Genomic DNA, 16,295 nt, shown 5'->3' with positions numbered 1-16,295 from the left:
CCTACCGGGTGGTGCGTCGGAGCGGGCGGCTGGTCAGAGGCGGCAGGCGTGGATGGCCGTGGTGAGGATGGCGCGGGCGCCCAGCTCGTACAGGTCGTCCATGACCTTCTGCGCCTCCTTGGCGGGGACCATGGCGCGGACGGCGACCCAGCCCTCGTTGTGCAGCGGCGAGACGGTGGGCGACTCCAGGCCGGGGGTGAGCGCGACGGCCTGCTCCAGGTGCTCGGCGCGGCAGTCGTAGTCCATCATCACGTACGACCGGGCGACCAGGACGCCCTGGAGACGGCGCAGGAACTGCTGGACCTTGGGCTCGTCGGCCGGGGCGCCGGTGCGGCGGATGACGGTGGCCTCGGAGGTGAGGATCGGCTCGCCGATGACCTCGAGACCGGCGTTGCGCAGGCTGGTGCCGGTCTCCACCACGTCGGCGATGATCTGGGCGACGCCCAGCTGGATCGCGGTCTCGACGGCGCCGTCGAGGTGCACGACGGAGGCGTCGACGCCCTGCTCGGCGAGGTGCTTGGCGACGATGCCCTCGTAGGAGGTGGCGATCGTCATCCCGTGGAAGTCCTCGGGGCCGTTCGCGGTGCCGGGCCGGGTGGCGTAGCGGAAGGTGGAGCGGCCGAAGTTCAGCGGCAGGATCTCCTCGGCGTTGGCGCCGGAGTCCAGGAGCAGGTCGCGGCCGGTGATGCCGATGTCGAGCCGGCCGGACGCCACGTAGATCGCGATGTCCTTGGGACGCAGGTAGAAGAACTCCACCTCGTTGTCCGGGTCGACGGTGACGAGCTCCTTGGACTCCTTGCGCTGCCGGTAGCCCGCCTCATGGAGCATCTCCATCGCAGGTCCGGAGAGAGAACCCTTGTTGGGGACGGCGATGCGCAGCATGGGGTGGGCTTCCTTTGCCTCAGGAGTTGCTGGGGTGTTCGGTGCTCGGTGTTCGGTTCGTGCTCAGAGGTGGGCGTAGACGTCGTCGAGCGAGATCCCGCGGGCGACCATCATCACCTGGACGTGGTACAGCAGCTGCGAGATCTCCTCGGCGGCCGCCTCCTTGCCCTCGTACTCGGCGGCCATCCAGACCTCTGCGGCCTCCTCGACGACCTTCTTGCCGATGGCATGGACACCCTTGCCGACCAGTTCCGCGGTGCGGGAGGTCGCCGGGTCGCCGGTCTCGGCCTTGAGCGTGAGCTCGGCGAAGAGCTCTTCGAAGGTTTTGTTCGCCATGATGTCCTAAGAGTACGGGGTGTGAGTTGCCGGGTGCTCAGCGCCTCCAACAGGTGGACGGAGGGCGGGCGGCACTCAGCGCCAGGGTTCGCTGACGGTCCGCAGGGTGGTCGCGGTGGCGACGGCGGCGGTGACGGCCTCGTGGCCCTTGTCCTCGCGGGAGCCTTCCAGACCGGCGCGGTCCAGGGCCTGCTCCTCGTTGTCGACGGTCAGGACGCCGAACCCGACGGGTACGCCGGTGTCGATCGAGACCTGGGTGAGGCCGTGGGTGACGCCCTGGCACACGTACTCGAAGTGCGGCGTTCCGCCGCGGATGACGACGCCGAGCGCCACGATGGCATCGTAGCCGCGCCCGGCGAGCACCTTCGCCACGACCGGGAGCTCGAAGCTGCCGGGGACGCGGAGCAGGGTGGGCTCCTCGATGCCGAGCTCGCTCAGGGCGCGCAGGGCGCCGTCGACGAGGCCGTCCATGATCTTCTCGTGCCACTGGGCAGCGATGACCGCGACGCGGAGGTCGCCGCAGTTCTTCACGCTGAGGACGGGTGCGCCCTTGCCGCTCATGTTTCTCCTTGCCGGTGTACGTACGCGATACAGAGGATGACGGGATACGGGATCACTGGTTGCCGCAGGTGCCGGCCGGGGTCCCGTCCAGCCAGGGCAGGTCGTGGCCCATGCGGTCCCGCTTGGTGCGCAGGTAGCGGAGGTTGTGCTCGCCCGCCTGGACCGGCATGGGCTCGCGGCCCTCGACGGTCAGGCCGTGCCGGGTGAGCGCGTCGACCTTGTCGGGGTTGTTGGTCATGAGCCGCAGGCTGCGGACCCCGAGGTCGTCGAGGATCTGCGCGCCGGCCGCGTAGTCGCGGGCGTCGGCGGGCAGGCCCAGCTCCAGGTTGGCGTCGAGGGTGTCGCGGCCGCGCTCCTGGAGCTCGTACGCGCGCAGCTTCGACAGCAGGCCGATGCCGCGGCCTTCGTGGCCCCGGAGGTAGACGACGACTCCGCGGCCGGCCTCGGTGATGCGGTCCATGGAGGCTTCCAGCTGGGGGCCGCAGTCGCAGCGCAGGGAGTGGAAGACGTCGCCGGTGAGGCACTCGGAGTGGACGCGGACGAGGACGTCACGGCCGTCGCCGATCTCACCGTGGACGAGGGCGACGTGCTCGACGCCGTCGACGGTGGAGCGGTAGCCGTACGCGGTGAACTCGCCGTGCCGGGTGGGCAGGTGGACCTCGGCCTCGCGGCGGACGGTCGGCTCGGCGCTGCGCCGGTAGGCGATCAGGTCCTCGATGGAGATGATCGTCAGACCGTGCTTGCGGGCGAACGGGATCAGCTCGGGCAGTCGCAGCATGACACCGTCCTCGCCGGCGATCTCGACGATCGCGCCGGCCGGGCGGAGTCCGGCGAGGCGGGCGAGGTCGACGGCGGCCTCGGTGTGTCCGTTGCGGGCCAGGACGCCGCCGGGCTTGGCGCGCAGCGGGAAGATGTGGCCGGGGCGGACGAAGTCGCCGGGCTCGTGCGCGCCGCCGGCGAGCATGCGCAGGGTGGTGGCGCGGTCGGCGGCGGAGATGCCGGTGGTGACGCCGTGGGCGGCGCTCGCGTCGACGGAGACCGTGAAGGCCGTCTTCATGGACTCGGTGTTGTCGTCGACCATCTGAGGCAGCTGGAGGCGCTCCAGCTCGTCGCCCTCCATGGGGGCGCAGATCAGGCCGCGGCACTCGCTCATCATGAAGGCGACGACCTCGGGGGTGGCCTTCTCGGCGGCGATGACGAGGTCGCCCTCGTTCTCGCGGTCCTCGTCGTCCACGACGACGACGGGGCGCCCGGCGGCGATGTCCGCGATGGCCTGCTCGACGGGGTCGAGGACGAGGTCCGTGGCGTCCCACAGCCGGTTCTGGGGGGCCTCGCGGAGCGCGTCCGGCAGGGCGGTGGTGTGCGAGGGGCGGGCACTCATGCGTGAGCTCCTTCCAGAGCGGCGGGGGCGGCGGCGCGGGACCGGAGCCACCAGTCGCGCATGCCCCAGATGACGAGGGCGAAGTAGATGACGTAGACCAGGCCGGAGAAGGCGAGGTCGCTCTTGAAGGCCAGGGGGACGCCGACGAGGTCGACGAGGAGCCAGGCGAACCAGAACTCGACCAGGCCGCGGGCCTGGGCGATCATCGCGACCAGGGTGCCGACGAAGATGTACGCGTCGGCCCAGGGGCTCCACGAGAGCGACGGGTAGAGGGTGAAGAGGCCGCCGACGGCGAGGGTGCCGAGGGCTGCGCCGGCCAAGAGCAGTCCGCGCTCCTTCCAGCTGGCGAAGCGGACGGCGATGGAGCCGTCCTGGGCCTGCTGCCTGCCGCGGTTCCACTGCCACCAGCCCCAGGCGGCGACGCCGATGACGAGGAGCTGCTTGCCGACGCCGCCGGCGAGGTGGGCGGAGGCGTAGGCGCCGACGAGGATCAGGCCGGAGAGCAGCTGGGCGGGCCAGGTGAGGATGGAGCGGCGCCAGCCGAGGGCCAGGGCGATCAGACCGATCGTGTTGCCGATCATGTCGGACCACATGATGTGCTGGCCGAAGACGGTGAACGCCTCGGAGTTGAGCCAGTTCACTTGACGGTCTCCTGTGCGTTCGGGCCGAGCAGCCGCTCGACGTACTTGGCGATGACGTCCACCTCGAGGTTGACCGGGGCGCCGGGCTGCTTGAGGCCGAGCGTGGTCAGGGCGAGGGTGGTGGGGATGAGGCTGATGGTGAACCAGTCGTCCCCGACCTCGACGACGGTGAGGCTGACGCCGTCGACCGTGATGGAGCCCTTCTCGACGACGTAGCGGGCGAGCTGGGCGGGCAGGCCGACCTTGACGATCTCCCAGTGCTCGGAGGGCTCGCGCTCCAGGATGGTGCCGGTGCCGTCCACGTGGCCCTGGACGATGTGTCCGCCGAGGCGCCCGCCGACGGCCATGGGCCGCTCCAGGTTGACGCGCGAGCCGACCTCCAGGGCGCCCAGCGAGGAGCGCTTGAGGGTCTCGGCCATCACGTCGGCGGTGAACTCGCCGTCGCCGAACTCGACGACCGTGAGGCAGACGCCGTTGACGGCGATCGAGTCGCCGTGCTGGGCGCCTTCGGTGACCACGGGGCCGCGCAGGCGGAAACGGGAGGCGTCCTCCAGCTGCTCGACGGCGACGACCTCGCCCAGCTCTTCGACGATTCCGGTGAACACGGTCAGGCTCCCTTGGTGGTCGGGACGGCGGTGATGCGGAGATCGGATCCGATGCGCTCGGTCTCGGTGACGTCGAGGCGCAGCGCGTCGGTGATCGTGGTGATCCCGGCGTCGGCGAGGGCCTGCGGGCCGGCGCCGAGGAGGACCGGTGCGAGGTAGCCGACCACCTGGTCGACGGCGCCCGCGGCGACGAAGGAGCCCGCGAGCGTGGGGCCGCCTTCGAGGAGGACGGAGCGGACGCCCCGTGCGTACAGCCGGTCGAGGAGCTCGGTCACGTCGATCCGGCCGTGGCGCAGGGGCAGTCGGAGCAGTTCGACGCCGGGCAGGTGCCCGGTGTCGGCGTCCTCGCCGACGACCAGCAGGGTCGGCGCGGCGTCGTCGAGGAGGCGGGCGGTGGGGCGGATCGTGGCGCGCGTGTCGACGGCGACCCGCAGCGGCTGGACGGCTCCTTCGATGCCGCGGACCGCGAGGTGCGGGTCGTCCGCGCGCAGGGTGCCGCCGCCGACGAGGACGGCGTCGGCCTCGGCGCGCAGCCGGTGCACGTCGGCGCGGGAGTCGGCGGAGCTGATCCAGCGGGAGGTGCCGTCGGCGGCGGCGATCCGGCCGTCGAGGGTGGCGGCGTACTTCCAGCGGACGAAGGGGCGGCCGCGGCGGACGGAGGTGAGCCAGGCGATGTTGCCGGTCTCGGCCTCGTCCTCCAGGAGGCCCTGCTCGACCTCGACCCCGGCCGCGCGCAGCGTGTCCGCACCGCCCGTGGCCTGCGGGTTCGGGTCGGCGACCGCGTAGACGACGCGGGCGATGCCGGCCTCCAGGAGGGCCTGGGCGCAGGGGCCGGTGCGGCCGGTGTGGTTGCAGGGCTCGAGCGTGACGTACGCGGTGCCGCCGCGGGCCAGGACCCCGGCCTCGCGCAGGGCGTGGACCTCGGCGTGCGGGCCGCCGGCGCGCTGGTGGTGGCCCTCGCCGACCTGGTGGCCGGAGGCGTCGGTGATGACGCAGCCGACGACGGGGTTGGGGCTGGTCGAGCCGAGACCGCCGGCGGCGAGCGCGATCGCGCGTCGCATGGCGGTGATGTCGGCCTGGGTGGCCACCGGGTCCTCCTGCCTCTTCGGGCACGGACTCCGGGGCCTGTCGATGACGACAGAGAGCGGATACGACGGCTTCGCACAAGGTGCGCCGAAGCCGAGAGCCCTCCGGTGCGCCCCTCCCGCGTACGGGTGCGGCGACCAGCGGACGTACGGCCGGCTCACCCCTGCAGAGGGGTCACCCGCCGCGCACTGCCTCCCATCCGGACTTTCACCGTCGGTCCAGGAATCTCACCTGGTCAACCGGCCGCTGGCTGCGGACGGGTCGCGGACTATACCGCCGGTTCGGAATTACACCGACCCCGGAGTGCGCTGCTGCTGATACAGGGCCAGTGTGCCACGACCGGGGACCGGCCATACGGGTGAGGCCCTGTGGGCTGGCTCACAGCCCGCGCCCACCCTCCCACGGAACTCCCCTTTGGTCCAGACCTATTGACGCACTGGTCTAGTCCTCTTAATCTCCGTGTCACCTCCGAGGTACGGCCCGCCGGTGTGCGCACTCCACGGGCCCGACACGACCCACCCCCTTGTTCGTTGTGTTCTGCCGACCTCCCCTGGAGGAACCGAACGTGCTGTCCCCCACGAAGAAGAGAGCGAGCCTGCTCGCGTCCGGCGCGGCCGTCGCCGGGCTGCTGATCAGCTCCCTCGCCGCCGGCGGCGTCTCGTACGCGGCCGACAACGAGTCCTGTCGTCCCGACGGGCTCTACAAGACCCCCGGCGTCGACGTCCCGTACTGCGCGGTCTACGACGCCGAGGGCCGCGAGAAAATGGGCGCGGACCACCAGCGCCGGGTCATCGGCTACTTCACCGGCTGGCGCACGGGGAAGAACGGCGAGCCCGCCTACCTCGCCAAGGACATCCCGTGGGACAAGATCACCCACATCAACTACGCCTTCGGTCACGTCGGCGGCGACAACAAGCTGTCCGTGGGCACGGACGGCCCGGACAACGCGGCCACCGGGATGACCTGGCCCGGTGTCGCGGGCGCCGAGATGGATCCGGCGTACGCCTACAAGGGCCATTTCAACCTGCTCAACAAGTTCAAGAAGCAGCACCCGAACGTCAAGACGCTGATCTCGGTCGGCGGCTGGGCGGAGACCGGCGGCTACTTCGACGACAACGGCAGCCGGGTGAACTCCGGCGGCTTCTACTCGATGGCGACCAACGCCGACGGGTCGGTCAACCAGGCGGGGATCGACACGTTCTCCACCTCGGCCGTCGACTTCATCCGGAAGTACGGCTTCAACGGCGTCGACATCGACTACGAGTACCCGACGACGATGAAGGACGCCGGCAACCCGCTCGACTGGCAGCTCGCCAACGCGCGCCGGGCCGGTCTCGTCCAGGGCTACGCGGCCCTGATGAAGTCCCTGCGCGAGAAGCTGGACCGGGCCGGCGCCACCGACGGCAAGCACTACATGCTGACCGTCGCCGCCCCCTCCTCCGGCTACCTGCTGCGCGGCATGGAGACCTTCCAGATGCAGAAGTATCTGGACTACGTCAACATCATGTCCTACGACCTGCACGGCGCCTGGAACGAGTACGTCGGCCCGAACGCCTCGCTCTTCGACGACGGCAAGGACGCCGAGCTCGCCGCCGCCAACGTCTACGGCTCCTCGCAGTACGGCGGCATCGGCTACCTCAACACCGACTGGGCCTACCACTACTTCCGCGGCTCGATGCCGGCCGGCCGGATCAACATCGGCCTGCCCTACTACACCCGCGGCCACAAGAACGTGCAGGGCGGCACCGACGGCCTGTGGGGCAAGGCCGCCGCGACCACCTGCCCGGCCGGCGCCGGTCTGACCAAGTGCGGTGACGGTGCCGTCGGCATCGACAACCTGTGGCACGACAAGGACACCAACGGGCAGGAGTCGCCCGCCGGCTCCAACCCGATGTGGCACGCCAAGAACCTGGAGAAGGGGATCGTCGGCGACTACGTCACCCAGTACGGCTTCCCCGCGAACACCACGCTGACCGGCACCTACGCCCGCAAGTACGACGCGACCCTGGTCGCCCCGTGGCTGTGGAACGCCCAGAAGAAGGTCTTCCTCTCCACCGAGGACGAGCAGTCCGTGGCCGCCAAGGCCGACTACGTGGTCGACCGCGGCATCGGCGGCACGATGGTCTGGGAGATGGCCGGCGACTACGCCTGGAACGCCGCCAAGGGCCAGTACGAGATGGGCTCGACGCTCACCTCGCTGATGTACGACAAGTTCAAGACGGCCACCCCGTACGGCGCGAAGAAGTCGAACAAGGCGCTGCCGGCGCAGGCCGTGAACGTGGGCGTGGAGTTCACCGAGTTCAAGCTGGGCGACTCCAACTACCCGATCACCCCGAAGATCAAGATCACCAACAACACCGCCGGCACGCTGCCGGGCGGCACCGAGTTCCAGTTCGACTACGCGACCTCGGCCCCGGGCAACGCCTCCGACCAGTCCGGGTTCGGCACCAAGGTGATCAGCAGCGATCACACGGGCAGCAACGTGGGCGGCCTGAAGGGCGACTTCCACCGGGTCTCCCTGAAGCTCCCGGCCTGGCAGTCGCTCGCCCCGGGCGCGAGCGTCGACCTGGCGTTCAACTACTACCTGCCGGTCTCGACCCCCTCCAACTGGACGGTGACGATCAACGGCACGGCGTACGCCCTCGCCGGCGACCTGGCGCGCGGCACGACGGTGGTGGAGCCGGGCACGACCACCCCGCCGACGACGCCGCCCACCACCCCGCCGACGACTTCCCCGACCACTCCGCCCACGACCCCGCCGACGACGCCGCCCACGGGCTGCACCGCCCCGGCGTACGTGGCCGGCCAGGTCTACACCGGCGGCACGCTCGTCTCGCACAAGGGCCACACCTGGAAGGCCCAGTGGTGGACCCAGAACGAGGAGCCAGGCACGACCGGCGACTGGGGCGTCTGGAAGGACCAGGGCGCCTGCTGACCGACTGACCCGCACGGTCCCCCGGCGGCGGTCTCACGGCCCTTGCCGCCGCCGGGTCCCACCCCGCCCGCGCCGCGCCCCCTCTCCGGGGCGCGGCGCGGGCGCGTTCCGGGCGCGGCCGCGTCCCGGGGCAGCGGGGCGGCTGCGTCCCGAGGGGCGGCGCGGCCGCGTCCTGCGGCCGGCTCGGCTGCGTCCCGGGCCGCGGTCAGGGACCGAAGAGGGGCGCTGTCAGGGGAACAGCTCGTCCTGAGCCGCGTCCCGGGCGCGCAGCAGGGCGCCGCGCAGCACCGCCGCGTCGCCCAGGGTGGTGGCGCGGACCTCGGTGCGCAGGGGGTAGAGCGTGGCGAGGGTGGCCTCGACCCGGGCGGCGAGCTCCGGGCCGCCCTGGTGACCGGTCTCGCCGGCCAGGACCACGCAGCCCGGGTCCAGGACGGCGGCCACCGCCGCCGCGCCGACGGCCAGGCGTTGGGCGAGGGCGTCGAGGAAGGGTCCGTGGCCGGAGGCGAGCGCCGTGGCCGGGGTGAGGCCGTGGGCTACGGCCAGGGCCTCGACGGCGGCGACACAGGCGAGCTCGTGGAAACCCCCGTCGCAGCCGGAGGCCGACGGCAGCCCCGAACTGCCGGGGACGGGCAGGAAGCCGATCTCGCCGGCGCCGCCGGAGGCCCCGCGGCGCAGTCTGCCGTCGAGGACGACCGCCGCTCCGACGCCCTGGCCGAGCCAGAGGAGGACGAAGTCGTCGCGGTCGCTGGCCGCGCCCTCGCGCAGTTCGGCGACGGCGGCGAGGTTGGTCTCGTTCTCGACCAGGACGTGCGCGGGGAGCCGCTCCTGGAGGACGCCGATGAGCCGGCGGTGCCAGGCGGGCAGTCCGGTGGAGTCGCGCAGTTCGCCGCTGGCGGGGTCGATGAGACCGGGCGCGCCGACGGCCACGGTGTGGAGCCGGTCGACGCCGGCCTCCTTCGCCGTCCTCTCCAGGAGCGCGACGGCCTTCTCCACTGCGGGGCCGGTGCCGCCGTCGGCGCCGACGTGCGCCGCCGCCTCGGCGAGCGTGGCACCGAGCAGGTCGGTGACGGTGACCGACACGGAGCGCGTACGGACGTCGAGGGCGGCCAGATGGGCGCGGGCGCCGATGATCCCGTACAGCTTGGCGTTGGGGCCGCGCCGCTCGGCCCCCGACTCTCCGACGACGTGGACGAGCCCGGACTCCTGGAGCCGTTCGACGAGGTCGGCGACAGTGGGACGGGAGAGCCCGGTCAGCGACTTGAGCTGGGTGGCGGTCAACGGGCCCTCGTCCTGGAGCAGTCGCAGGGCGAGCCGGTCGTTGATGGCCCGGGCGGTGCTCGGGGATGCGGCCATGCGGCGATCCTCTCAGACGGACTCGGCCACCGGTGCGCTTGGCCACTATTTATCAGGCAGGGTTCCTGATAGTTTACGCGGCACACAGGACCGCGGGAGGGACCCATGGCGGACGGAACCGTCTTCACCACTCAGCGGCTGCGGCGGGCCAGGTTCGCCGTCGCCGCCGTCTTCTGCGTGCACGGTGCCGTCACCGGCAGCTTCGCCACCCGCATCCCCTGGATCCAGGAGCACGCGGGCGTCAGCGCCGGACAGCTCGGGCTCGCCCTCGCCTTCCCGGCGATCGGCGCCTCGCTCGCCATGCCGCTGGCGGGCGCGATCAGCCACCGCTTCGGCGCCCGCACCGCGCTGCGCGGACTGCTCGCGCTGTGGACCCTCTCGCTGACCCTGCCGTCGCTCGCACCGAACATCTACGGCCTGTGCGCGGCCCTCTTCGTGTACGGCGCCACCGCCGGCATGTCGGACGTCGCCATGAACGCCCTCGGCGTCGAGACCGAGAACCGGCTCGGCCGCTCGATCATGTCCAGCCTGCACGGCATGTGGAGCGCGGGCGCGCTGCTCGGCTCCGCCGCCGGCACCGTCGCCGCCCACCTCGGCGGTGACGCCCGGCTGCACCACCTGCTCGCGGCCCTGGTGCTCACCGTGCTCGGACTGGTCAGCTGCCAGGGCGTGCTCGACCTGCGCAGCGCCCCCGAGGACGAGGCGCCGCCGCGCTTCGCGCTGCCCCCGAAGTCCGCCCTGGTCATCGGCGCGATCGGCTTCTGCGGGGTCTTCGCCGAGGGCGCCAGCCTCGACTGGTCGGCGGTCTACCTCAAGGACGAGCTCGGCACCTCCGCCGGTCTCGCCGCCGCCTCGACCACCGCCTTCGCCCTCACCATGGCCGTCGCCCGGCTCGTCGGCGACCGGGTCGTGGACCGCTTCGGCGCGGTCCGCACCGTCCGGGTCGGCGGCGCGGCGGCCACGCTCGGCGGACTGCTCGTGGTGTTCGCCCCGCACGCGGCGCTCGCCCTGGCCGGCTTCGGCCTGATCGGACTCGGGGTCGCGGTCGTCGTCCCGCTCGCCTTCGCCGCCGCCGGGCGCAGCGGCCCGAACCCGAGCCAGGCCATCGCGGGCGTCGCCACCATCACGTACACCTCGGGCCTCGTCGCCCCCTCGGCGATCGGCGGCATCGCCGACGCCACCTCCCTGGTGCTCTCCTTCGGCCTGGTCACCCTCCTCACCTTCGGCCTCGTCCTCGGCGCCGGCGTGCTCCGCCCCGGCGCGCGCACCGCGGCCGGGGCGGCGGAGGCCGGCGCCGCGCAAGGGGTCCGCTGACCTGCGGCCCATTACCATGTGGCTGATCTTTTCCGGCCTCGCCACGACGGGGCCGGGAGCCACCGGAACCCGGAGAACTGGAGCGACCACATGAGCCTCGGCGTGCGCTGGACCCTGCACGGCGACGGGAGGACACCCGCTCCGGGAGCGGTCGTCCGGCCGGACGAGCGGCTCTCCTGGCCCCGTACGGTCGGCCTCGGCGCCCAGCACGTGGTCGCGATGTTCGGCGCCTCGTTCGTGGCCCCGGTGCTCATGGGCCTCGACCCCAACCTCGCGATCATGATGTCCGGTGTCGCCACCGTGATCTTCCTGCTCGCGACCCGCGGCACGGTCCCCTCCTACCTGGGCTGCTCGCTCTCCTTCGTGGGGGTCGCCGCCGCGATCCGGGCCTCCGGCGGCACCAGTGCCACCGTGACCGGCGCGGTCCTCGTCGTCGGCGCGGTGCTGTTCCTCGCCGGCCTCGCGGTGCGGAAGTTCGGCGCGCGGATCATCCACGCGGCCATGCCGCCGATCGTCACCGGCGCCGTGGTCATGCTGATCGGCTTCAACCTGGCCCCGGTCACCGCCGCCACCTACTGGCCGCAGGACCAGTGGACCGCGCTGCTCGTGATGCTCTTCACCGGCCTCGCCGTGGTCTGCCTGCGGGGCTTCTGGTCGCGCATCGCGATCTTCCTGGGCCTGATCTTCGGCTACGCCATCTCGTGGGTCTTCGACCTGGTCTTCGGCAAGATCCACTCGATGTCCCCGAGCGGCCAGGTCGCCGACCACTGGCGGCTCGACCTCTCCGCCGTCGGCAAGGCCGACTGGGTCGGCCTGCCCTCCCTGCACGGCCCCAGCTTCGAGTGGTCCGCGATCCTCGTCGCACTGCCCGTCGTCATCGCGCTGATCGCCGAGAACGCCGGACACGTCAAGGCCGTCGGGGAGATGACCGGCGACCCGCTGGACGACGAGCTCGGCACCGCGATCGCCGCGGACGGCGCCGCCTCCGTGCTCTCCACCGCCGTGGGCGGCCCGCCGAACACCACCTACTCCGAGAACATCGGCGTCATGGCCGCCACCCGGGTCTACTCCACCGCCGCCTACTGGGCCGCGGCCGGCTTCGCCCTGCTCTTCGGCCTGTGCCCCAAGTTCGGTGCCGTCGTCGCCGCCATCCCCGGCGGCGTGCTCGGCGGCATCACGGTCATCCTCTACGGCATGATCGGCCTGCTCGGCGCCCAGATCTGGATCAACGCCAAGGTCGACCTGCGCAACCCGCTCAACCTGGTCCCGGCCGCGGCGGGCATCATCATCGGCGTCGGCGGCGTGAAGCTCACCTTCACCGACACCTTCGAGCTCGGCGGCATCGCGCTCGGCACGCTCGTGGTCATCACCGGCTACCACGTGCTGCGCGCCTTCGCCCCGGCGCACATGAAGGAGCAGGAGCCGCTGCTCGACTCCGGCACCAGCTCGTACGAGACCGGTGCCGAGAACGCGTCGAAGAACTGAGCAGCCGTTGCGACCGGATGGCGAACTTCCATCCGATGACGTTCGATTCCCTTCATGACCTCGGCTCCACCGCCGCACGGAGCACCCCGGCACGAACCACCGGCACGTCCAGCCGGTCGGACCAACCCCGGCGGCGGAGCTCGGCGCGAAGCCGATCGGCAGCTCCGGGCGATGCCGGGCCGTGAGCTCCTCGTCGGCGCCGATCCCGCCCGTCGGCCCGTCGGCGATGACGCCCTCGCCGAGGATGACCGAACGCGGCCAGAGCTCCAGGGCGTACGGCTGGTCGTGCGACAACGGCTCCTGAGGGATTCGCCCGTTCTGGGGAAGCCGGGCCCGGGGAGTTCCCTCCCGGGCCCGGCGGCTGGGAGCCTGCCCCCATGGCGCAGACCCAGCAGACCAGTCGGCGGACCGGCAGGCAGATCGGGCCGTTCGTGGCGGTCGACCCCGTGGTGGACCGGATGCGGTCGCTCCGCGCGGCCTGGCACCCGGCCGACGGGGTCGCGGTGTTCAACCGGGTCTATCTGACGGTCACCGAGGAGATCGGCAGGGCCATCGAGTCGGGCACCTTCGCCGACCGGCGGGCCGCCGCCACCCTCGACGTACGGTTCGCCCAGCGCTATCTCGCGGTCGTCGACGCCGTCGCCACCGGCTGCCAGGCCCCGGCCTGCTGGCGGCCGCTCTTCCACTACCGCCGCCACCCCGGCGTACGGCCGCTGCAGTTCGCGCTCGCCGGGATCAACGCGCACATCGGGCACGACCTGGCCCTCGCGGTGATCGACTCCTGCCGGACCCTGGGCTGCGCGCCCACGGAGCTGGAGGACGAGTTCGACCGGGTCGGCGACGTCCTCGTGCTCCTGGAGGAGCGCATCCGCGACGAACTGATGCCGGGCCCGGACCTCCTGGAGGTCGCGGACCCGCTGACGCATCTGCTCGGCTGCTGGAGCCTGGACCGGGCCCGCGACGGGGCCTGGCTCGCCGCGCGCTCGCTGTGGCAGCTGCGGCGGCTGCCCGACCTGGCCGAGGAGTTCACCGAACGCCTCGACCGGTCGGTGGGCCTGGTGGGGCGGATGCTGCTCACCCCACTCGCGCGGCCCTGATCGTCCGGGGACTCAGTCCTCCGGCAGCTCGACCGGGGCGATCTCGTCGTAGACGTCGCCCGGGCCCGGGTTGGTGCCGTCGGTCGCGCCGCCGAAGTGGTGCATGACGCCCCACACCGCGTTGAGCGCCGTCTGCACCGCGCCCTCGGCCCAGCCTGCCGTCCACGAGATGTCGTCGCCGGCGAGGAAGATGCCCCGCTTGTCCTCGGGCAGCCGGTCCTGCATGAAGTGCGTGAACAGGCGGCGCTGGTAGCGGTAGTGGCCCGGCAGGTTGGCCTTGAAGGCACCCATGAAGTAGGGCTCGTTCTCCCAGGAGACCGTCACCGGGTTGCCGATGATGTGCTTCCGGATGTCGACCTTCGGGTAGATCTCGCCGAGCGACTTCAGCATGACCTCCATCCGCTCGTTCGCGGACAGCGGCAGCCACTTCAGGCTGTCGTCGCACCACGTGTACGAGAGGCAGATGGTGGCCGGCTTGTCCGGGCCGTCGTCCAGCAGGTAGGTGCCGCGCGTCATCCGGTCGGTGAGCGTCATCGACATGACGTCGCGGCCGGTCTCCTCGTCCTTGTCCAGCCAGAACGGCCGGTCCACCGGCACGAAGAGCTTCGAGGACTCCATGTAGTGGGTCCGCTCCATCGCCGTCCAGTGGTCGATGGGGAACAGCGAGTCGTCGCACGCGATCTTGGACAGCAGCATCCAGGACTGGGCCGTGAAGATCGCGGCGCGGTAGGTGCGGATGTCGCCGGAGGCGTCGGTGACGGTGATCCGGTTGCCGGCGGCGCGGGTCAGCCGGGTCACGGCCGGGCGCGGGGTGCCCTCGTGCAGGGAGCTCAGCGAGGTGCCCTGGGCCCAGTGGACGATCTTCTCCGGCTCGCGCTCCCACAGGCGCAGCGGCAGCTGCTGCGAGCCGCCGACGATGCCGCGGTGGTGGTCGTCCGCCTCGGTGTAGACGACCCGGAGGATCTCCAGGATGGAGTTCGGGAAGTCGGTGTCCCAGCCGCCGGTGCCGAAGCCGACCTGGCCGAAGATCTCGCGCTTGCGGAAGGACTGGAAGGCCTCGGACTTGCAGAGGAAGCCGTAGAAGGTCTCGTCGTCGAGCTTCGCGACGAGCTCGGCCCAGATCTCGCGGATGCGCGGGACGTCGCGCTCGCGCATCGCCCGGTTCATGTCGGAGAAGTCGGCGCCCTCGTCGAGGCAGGCGTTCCACGCCTCGGCGACGTCGCGGTAGATCTGCGGCAGGTCGTCGATGGTCTCGGCGTAGTGGGTCTCGCCCTTGAGGTCGACGACGGTCGACGGCGTGGCCTCGGCCAGCGGGTTCGGGAACGGCGTGGTCTCCAGGCCGACCAGGTCGATGTAGTGCTGGAGCGCGGTGGAGGAGGGCGGGAAGCGCATCGCGCCCATCTCGGCCGTCAGGCCCTCGGTCTCCGGGCCCTCGAAGCCGACGGTGCGCAGCCGGCCGCCGATCTGGTCGGCCTCGTACACGACGGGCTTGAGGCCCATCTTCATCAGCTCGTACGCGGCGACGATGCCGGACAGGCCACCGCCGATGACCGCGACCTCGGCGCCGTGCTCGGTCGCGGGGACCTGCCCGAGACCGGCCGGGTGGGCCAGGAAGTCGTCGTAGGCGTACGGGAAGTCCGGACCGAACATGGTGATCGGCGGCTGCTGCTCGTCGGCGTGCTCGACGGCGTTGGGCACGGTGGACGTCATGGGGTACGGACTCCTTGCACGAAAAGGTGAAGCTGTGGAGGGCAGGGCGGGGGCGGCTCAGGCCCGGTCGTGGACCAGGGGGCCGTACAGGCCGGGGCGCCGGTCGCGGAGGTAGGGGTTCTCCGCGCGGGAGGCCGCGAGGAAGGCGGGGTCGACGTCGCCGAGGACCAGGTCCTCGCCGCGTCCGGCGCGGGTCCGGGCGGTGCCGTCGGGGGCCGCGAGCGTGGACAGGCCGACGAACTCGTAGTCGCCCTCGGGGCCGGTCCGGTTGGCGTACGCGATGTAGAGCTGGTTCTCGAAGGCGCGTACGGGGACGACGGACTCGGGGACGATCTCGGCCGGGTGCATGAGTGCGGTCGGCACGAGGAGGAGGTCCGTGCCGGCCAGCGCCTGCGCGCGGACGTTCTCGGGGAACTCGACGTCGTAGCAGATCATCAGGCCGACGGTGAGGCCGGCGAGCTCCGCCTGGACGACCGCCCGGTCGCCGGGGGTGAACCACGTGAGCTCGAAGTCGCCGAAGAGGTGGGTCTTCCGGTAGTGCGCGAGCACGGCGCCGTCGGCGCCGAAGAGCTGCGCGGAGTTGTAGAGCACCCCGTGCGCCTCGGTGTCCCGCTCCGGGTAGCCGTAGCCGACCGCCAGGCCGTGGCGGGCGGCGATCTCGGCGACGGCCCGCGCGGAGGGGCCGTCGGACGGCTCGGCGAGCCGGGCGATGTCCGCGCCGATCGCGTAGCCGGTGAGGAACAGCTCGGGGGCGAGCAGCAGGCCGGCCCCGGCCTCGGCGGCGCGGCCGGCGGCCTCGTCGAGGATCTTCAGATTCGCGGCCACGTCACCGAGCTGTCCGGAGCTCTGGAGCAGGGCGGTGCGCAGCGCGGGCATGGGCGATCCTCGGGTCCGGAGGGGAGGGGGAAG

At 71.9% G+C, this 16,295-nt stretch carries 14 protein-coding genes and 1 riboswitch; of the genes, 4 read left to right on the top strand and 10 right to left on the bottom strand.

Annotated elements, in window-relative coordinates; genetic code table 11:
- Positions 1-33 precede the first annotated feature (33 nt).
- The 7 genes from hisG to ribD all read right to left on the bottom strand — a co-directional run bounded on the left by hisG (position 34) and on the right by ribD (position 5,494).
- Entirely contained in the window at positions 34-882 is an 849-nt protein-coding gene (gene hisG / locus AB0M16_RS14805; protein ID WP_365342642.1) for an ATP phosphoribosyltransferase, read from the bottom strand.
- Positions 883-945: 63 nt separating this feature from the next.
- Positions 946-1,218 carry a phosphoribosyl-ATP diphosphatase gene (locus AB0M16_RS14800; RefSeq protein ID WP_356072066.1) on the bottom strand — a complete coding sequence of 91 codons (273 nt, stop codon included), beginning with the start codon at positions 1,216-1,218 and terminating at the stop codon, positions 946-948.
- A 75-nt stretch (positions 1,219-1,293) separates the two neighbouring features.
- Complete coding sequence (ribH, locus tag AB0M16_RS14795) at positions 1,294-1,779, bottom strand: 6,7-dimethyl-8-ribityllumazine synthase (RefSeq protein WP_365342640.1); 486 nt, start codon at positions 1,777-1,779, stop codon at positions 1,294-1,296.
- Between the two features lie 52 nt (positions 1,780-1,831).
- On the bottom strand, positions 1,832-3,160 hold the full coding sequence (locus AB0M16_RS14790) for a bifunctional 3,4-dihydroxy-2-butanone-4-phosphate synthase/GTP cyclohydrolase II (RefSeq protein WP_365342638.1): 1,329 nt from the start codon (positions 3,158-3,160) through the stop codon (positions 1,832-1,834).
- Positions 3,157-3,753 carry a nicotinamide mononucleotide transporter family protein gene (locus AB0M16_RS14785; RefSeq protein WP_365342791.1) on the bottom strand — a complete coding sequence of 199 codons (597 nt, stop codon included), beginning with the start codon at positions 3,751-3,753 and terminating at the stop codon, positions 3,157-3,159. The genes AB0M16_RS14790 and AB0M16_RS14785 overlap by 4 nt, the downstream gene beginning before the upstream one ends.
- Before the next feature lie 44 nt (positions 3,754-3,797).
- The gene (locus AB0M16_RS14780; RefSeq protein WP_365342636.1) at positions 3,798-4,406 is read right to left on the bottom strand and encodes a riboflavin synthase; all 609 of its coding nucleotides are present in this window, start codon (positions 4,404-4,406) and stop codon (positions 3,798-3,800) included.
- Positions 4,407-4,408: 2 nt separating this feature from the next.
- Positions 4,409-5,494 carry a bifunctional diaminohydroxyphosphoribosylaminopyrimidine deaminase/5-amino-6-(5-phosphoribosylamino)uracil reductase RibD gene (gene ribD, locus AB0M16_RS14775; RefSeq protein ID WP_365342634.1) on the bottom strand — a complete coding sequence of 362 codons (1,086 nt, stop codon included), beginning with the start codon at positions 5,492-5,494 and terminating at the stop codon, positions 4,409-4,411.
- Between the two features lie 179 nt (positions 5,495-5,673).
- A riboswitch (FMN riboswitch) is annotated at positions 5,674-5,803 on the bottom strand.
- A gap of 254 nt (positions 5,804-6,057) precedes the next feature.
- Between ribD and AB0M16_RS14770 the strand changes: the two genes are divergently transcribed.
- Complete coding sequence (locus AB0M16_RS14770) at positions 6,058-8,427, top strand: chitinase C-terminal domain-containing protein (protein WP_365342632.1); 2,370 nt, start codon at positions 6,058-6,060, stop codon at positions 8,425-8,427.
- Positions 8,428-8,655: 228 nt separating this feature from the next.
- Here AB0M16_RS14770 and AB0M16_RS14765 read toward each other — a convergent pair whose 3' ends face one another.
- Positions 8,656-9,780: an ROK family transcriptional regulator gene (locus tag AB0M16_RS14765; RefSeq protein WP_365342630.1), complete on the bottom strand. Its 1,125-nt coding sequence runs from the start codon at positions 9,778-9,780 to the stop codon at positions 8,656-8,658.
- Between the two features lie 105 nt (positions 9,781-9,885).
- Between AB0M16_RS14765 and AB0M16_RS14760 the strand changes: the two genes are divergently transcribed.
- The 3 genes from AB0M16_RS14760 (at position 9,886) to AB0M16_RS14750 (ending at position 13,676) form a co-directional block, all read left to right on the top strand.
- On the top strand, positions 9,886-11,094 hold the full coding sequence (locus tag AB0M16_RS14760; RefSeq protein ID WP_365342628.1) for an MFS transporter: 1,209 nt from the start codon (positions 9,886-9,888) through the stop codon (positions 11,092-11,094).
- 90 nt (positions 11,095-11,184) lie between these two features.
- Positions 11,185-12,579 carry a solute carrier family 23 protein gene (locus AB0M16_RS14755; RefSeq protein ID WP_365342626.1) on the top strand — a complete coding sequence of 465 codons (1,395 nt, stop codon included), beginning with the start codon at positions 11,185-11,187 and terminating at the stop codon, positions 12,577-12,579.
- A gap of 377 nt (positions 12,580-12,956) precedes the next feature.
- Positions 12,957-13,676, top strand: a complete 720-nt coding sequence (locus AB0M16_RS14750; RefSeq protein ID WP_365342624.1) for a DUF5995 family protein — start codon at positions 12,957-12,959, stop codon at positions 13,674-13,676.
- 12 nt (positions 13,677-13,688) lie between these two features.
- Here AB0M16_RS14750 and AB0M16_RS14745 read toward each other — a convergent pair whose 3' ends face one another.
- Positions 13,689-15,386, bottom strand: coding sequence for an NAD(P)/FAD-dependent oxidoreductase (locus AB0M16_RS14745; protein WP_365342623.1), 1,698 nt, complete (start codon positions 15,384-15,386; stop codon positions 13,689-13,691).
- A gap of 57 nt (positions 15,387-15,443) precedes the next feature.
- Entirely contained in the window at positions 15,444-16,262 is an 819-nt protein-coding gene (locus tag AB0M16_RS14740; protein WP_365342621.1) for a carbon-nitrogen hydrolase family protein, read from the bottom strand.
- Between the last annotated feature and the right edge of the window lie 33 nt (positions 16,263-16,295).

This window comes from Streptomyces sp. NPDC051921, from assembly GCF_040680975.1.
GTDB lineage: Bacteria > Actinomycetota > Actinomycetes > Streptomycetales > Streptomycetaceae > Streptomyces.
This window is presented reverse-complemented; position numbering and strand designations above follow the sequence as displayed.

Excerpts from the sequence above, each read along its gene's own strand:
- AB0M16_RS14790 (WP_365342638.1), bottom strand. The coding sequence starts at position 3,160 with ATGAGTGCCCGCCCCTCGCACACCACCGCCCTGCCGGACGCGCTCCGC.
- AB0M16_RS14740 (WP_365342621.1), bottom strand. The coding sequence starts at position 16,262 with ATGCCCGCGCTGCGCACCGCCCTGCTCCAGAGCTCCGGACAGCTCGGT.
- AB0M16_RS14760 (WP_365342628.1), top strand. The coding sequence starts at position 9,886 with ATGGCGGACGGAACCGTCTTCACCACTCAGCGGCTGCGGCGGGCCAGG.
- AB0M16_RS14785 (WP_365342791.1), bottom strand. The coding sequence starts at position 3,753 with ATGTGGTCCGACATGATCGGCAACACGATCGGTCTGATCGCCCTGGCC.
- hisG (WP_365342642.1), bottom strand. The coding sequence starts at position 882 with ATGCTGCGCATCGCCGTCCCCAACAAGGGTTCTCTCTCCGGACCTGCG.
- ribH (WP_365342640.1), bottom strand. The coding sequence starts at position 1,779 with ATGAGCGGCAAGGGCGCACCCGTCCTCAGCGTGAAGAACTGCGGCGAC.
- AB0M16_RS14745 (WP_365342623.1), bottom strand. The coding sequence starts at position 15,386 with ATGACGTCCACCGTGCCCAACGCCGTCGAGCACGCCGACGAGCAGCAG.
- AB0M16_RS14765 (WP_365342630.1), bottom strand. The coding sequence starts at position 9,780 with ATGGCCGCATCCCCGAGCACCGCCCGGGCCATCAACGACCGGCTCGCC.
- AB0M16_RS14755 (WP_365342626.1), top strand. The coding sequence starts at position 11,185 with ATGAGCCTCGGCGTGCGCTGGACCCTGCACGGCGACGGGAGGACACCC.
- AB0M16_RS14800 (WP_356072066.1), bottom strand. The coding sequence starts at position 1,218 with ATGGCGAACAAAACCTTCGAAGAGCTCTTCGCCGAGCTCACGCTCAAG.
- AB0M16_RS14750 (WP_365342624.1), top strand. The coding sequence starts at position 12,957 with ATGGCGCAGACCCAGCAGACCAGTCGGCGGACCGGCAGGCAGATCGGG.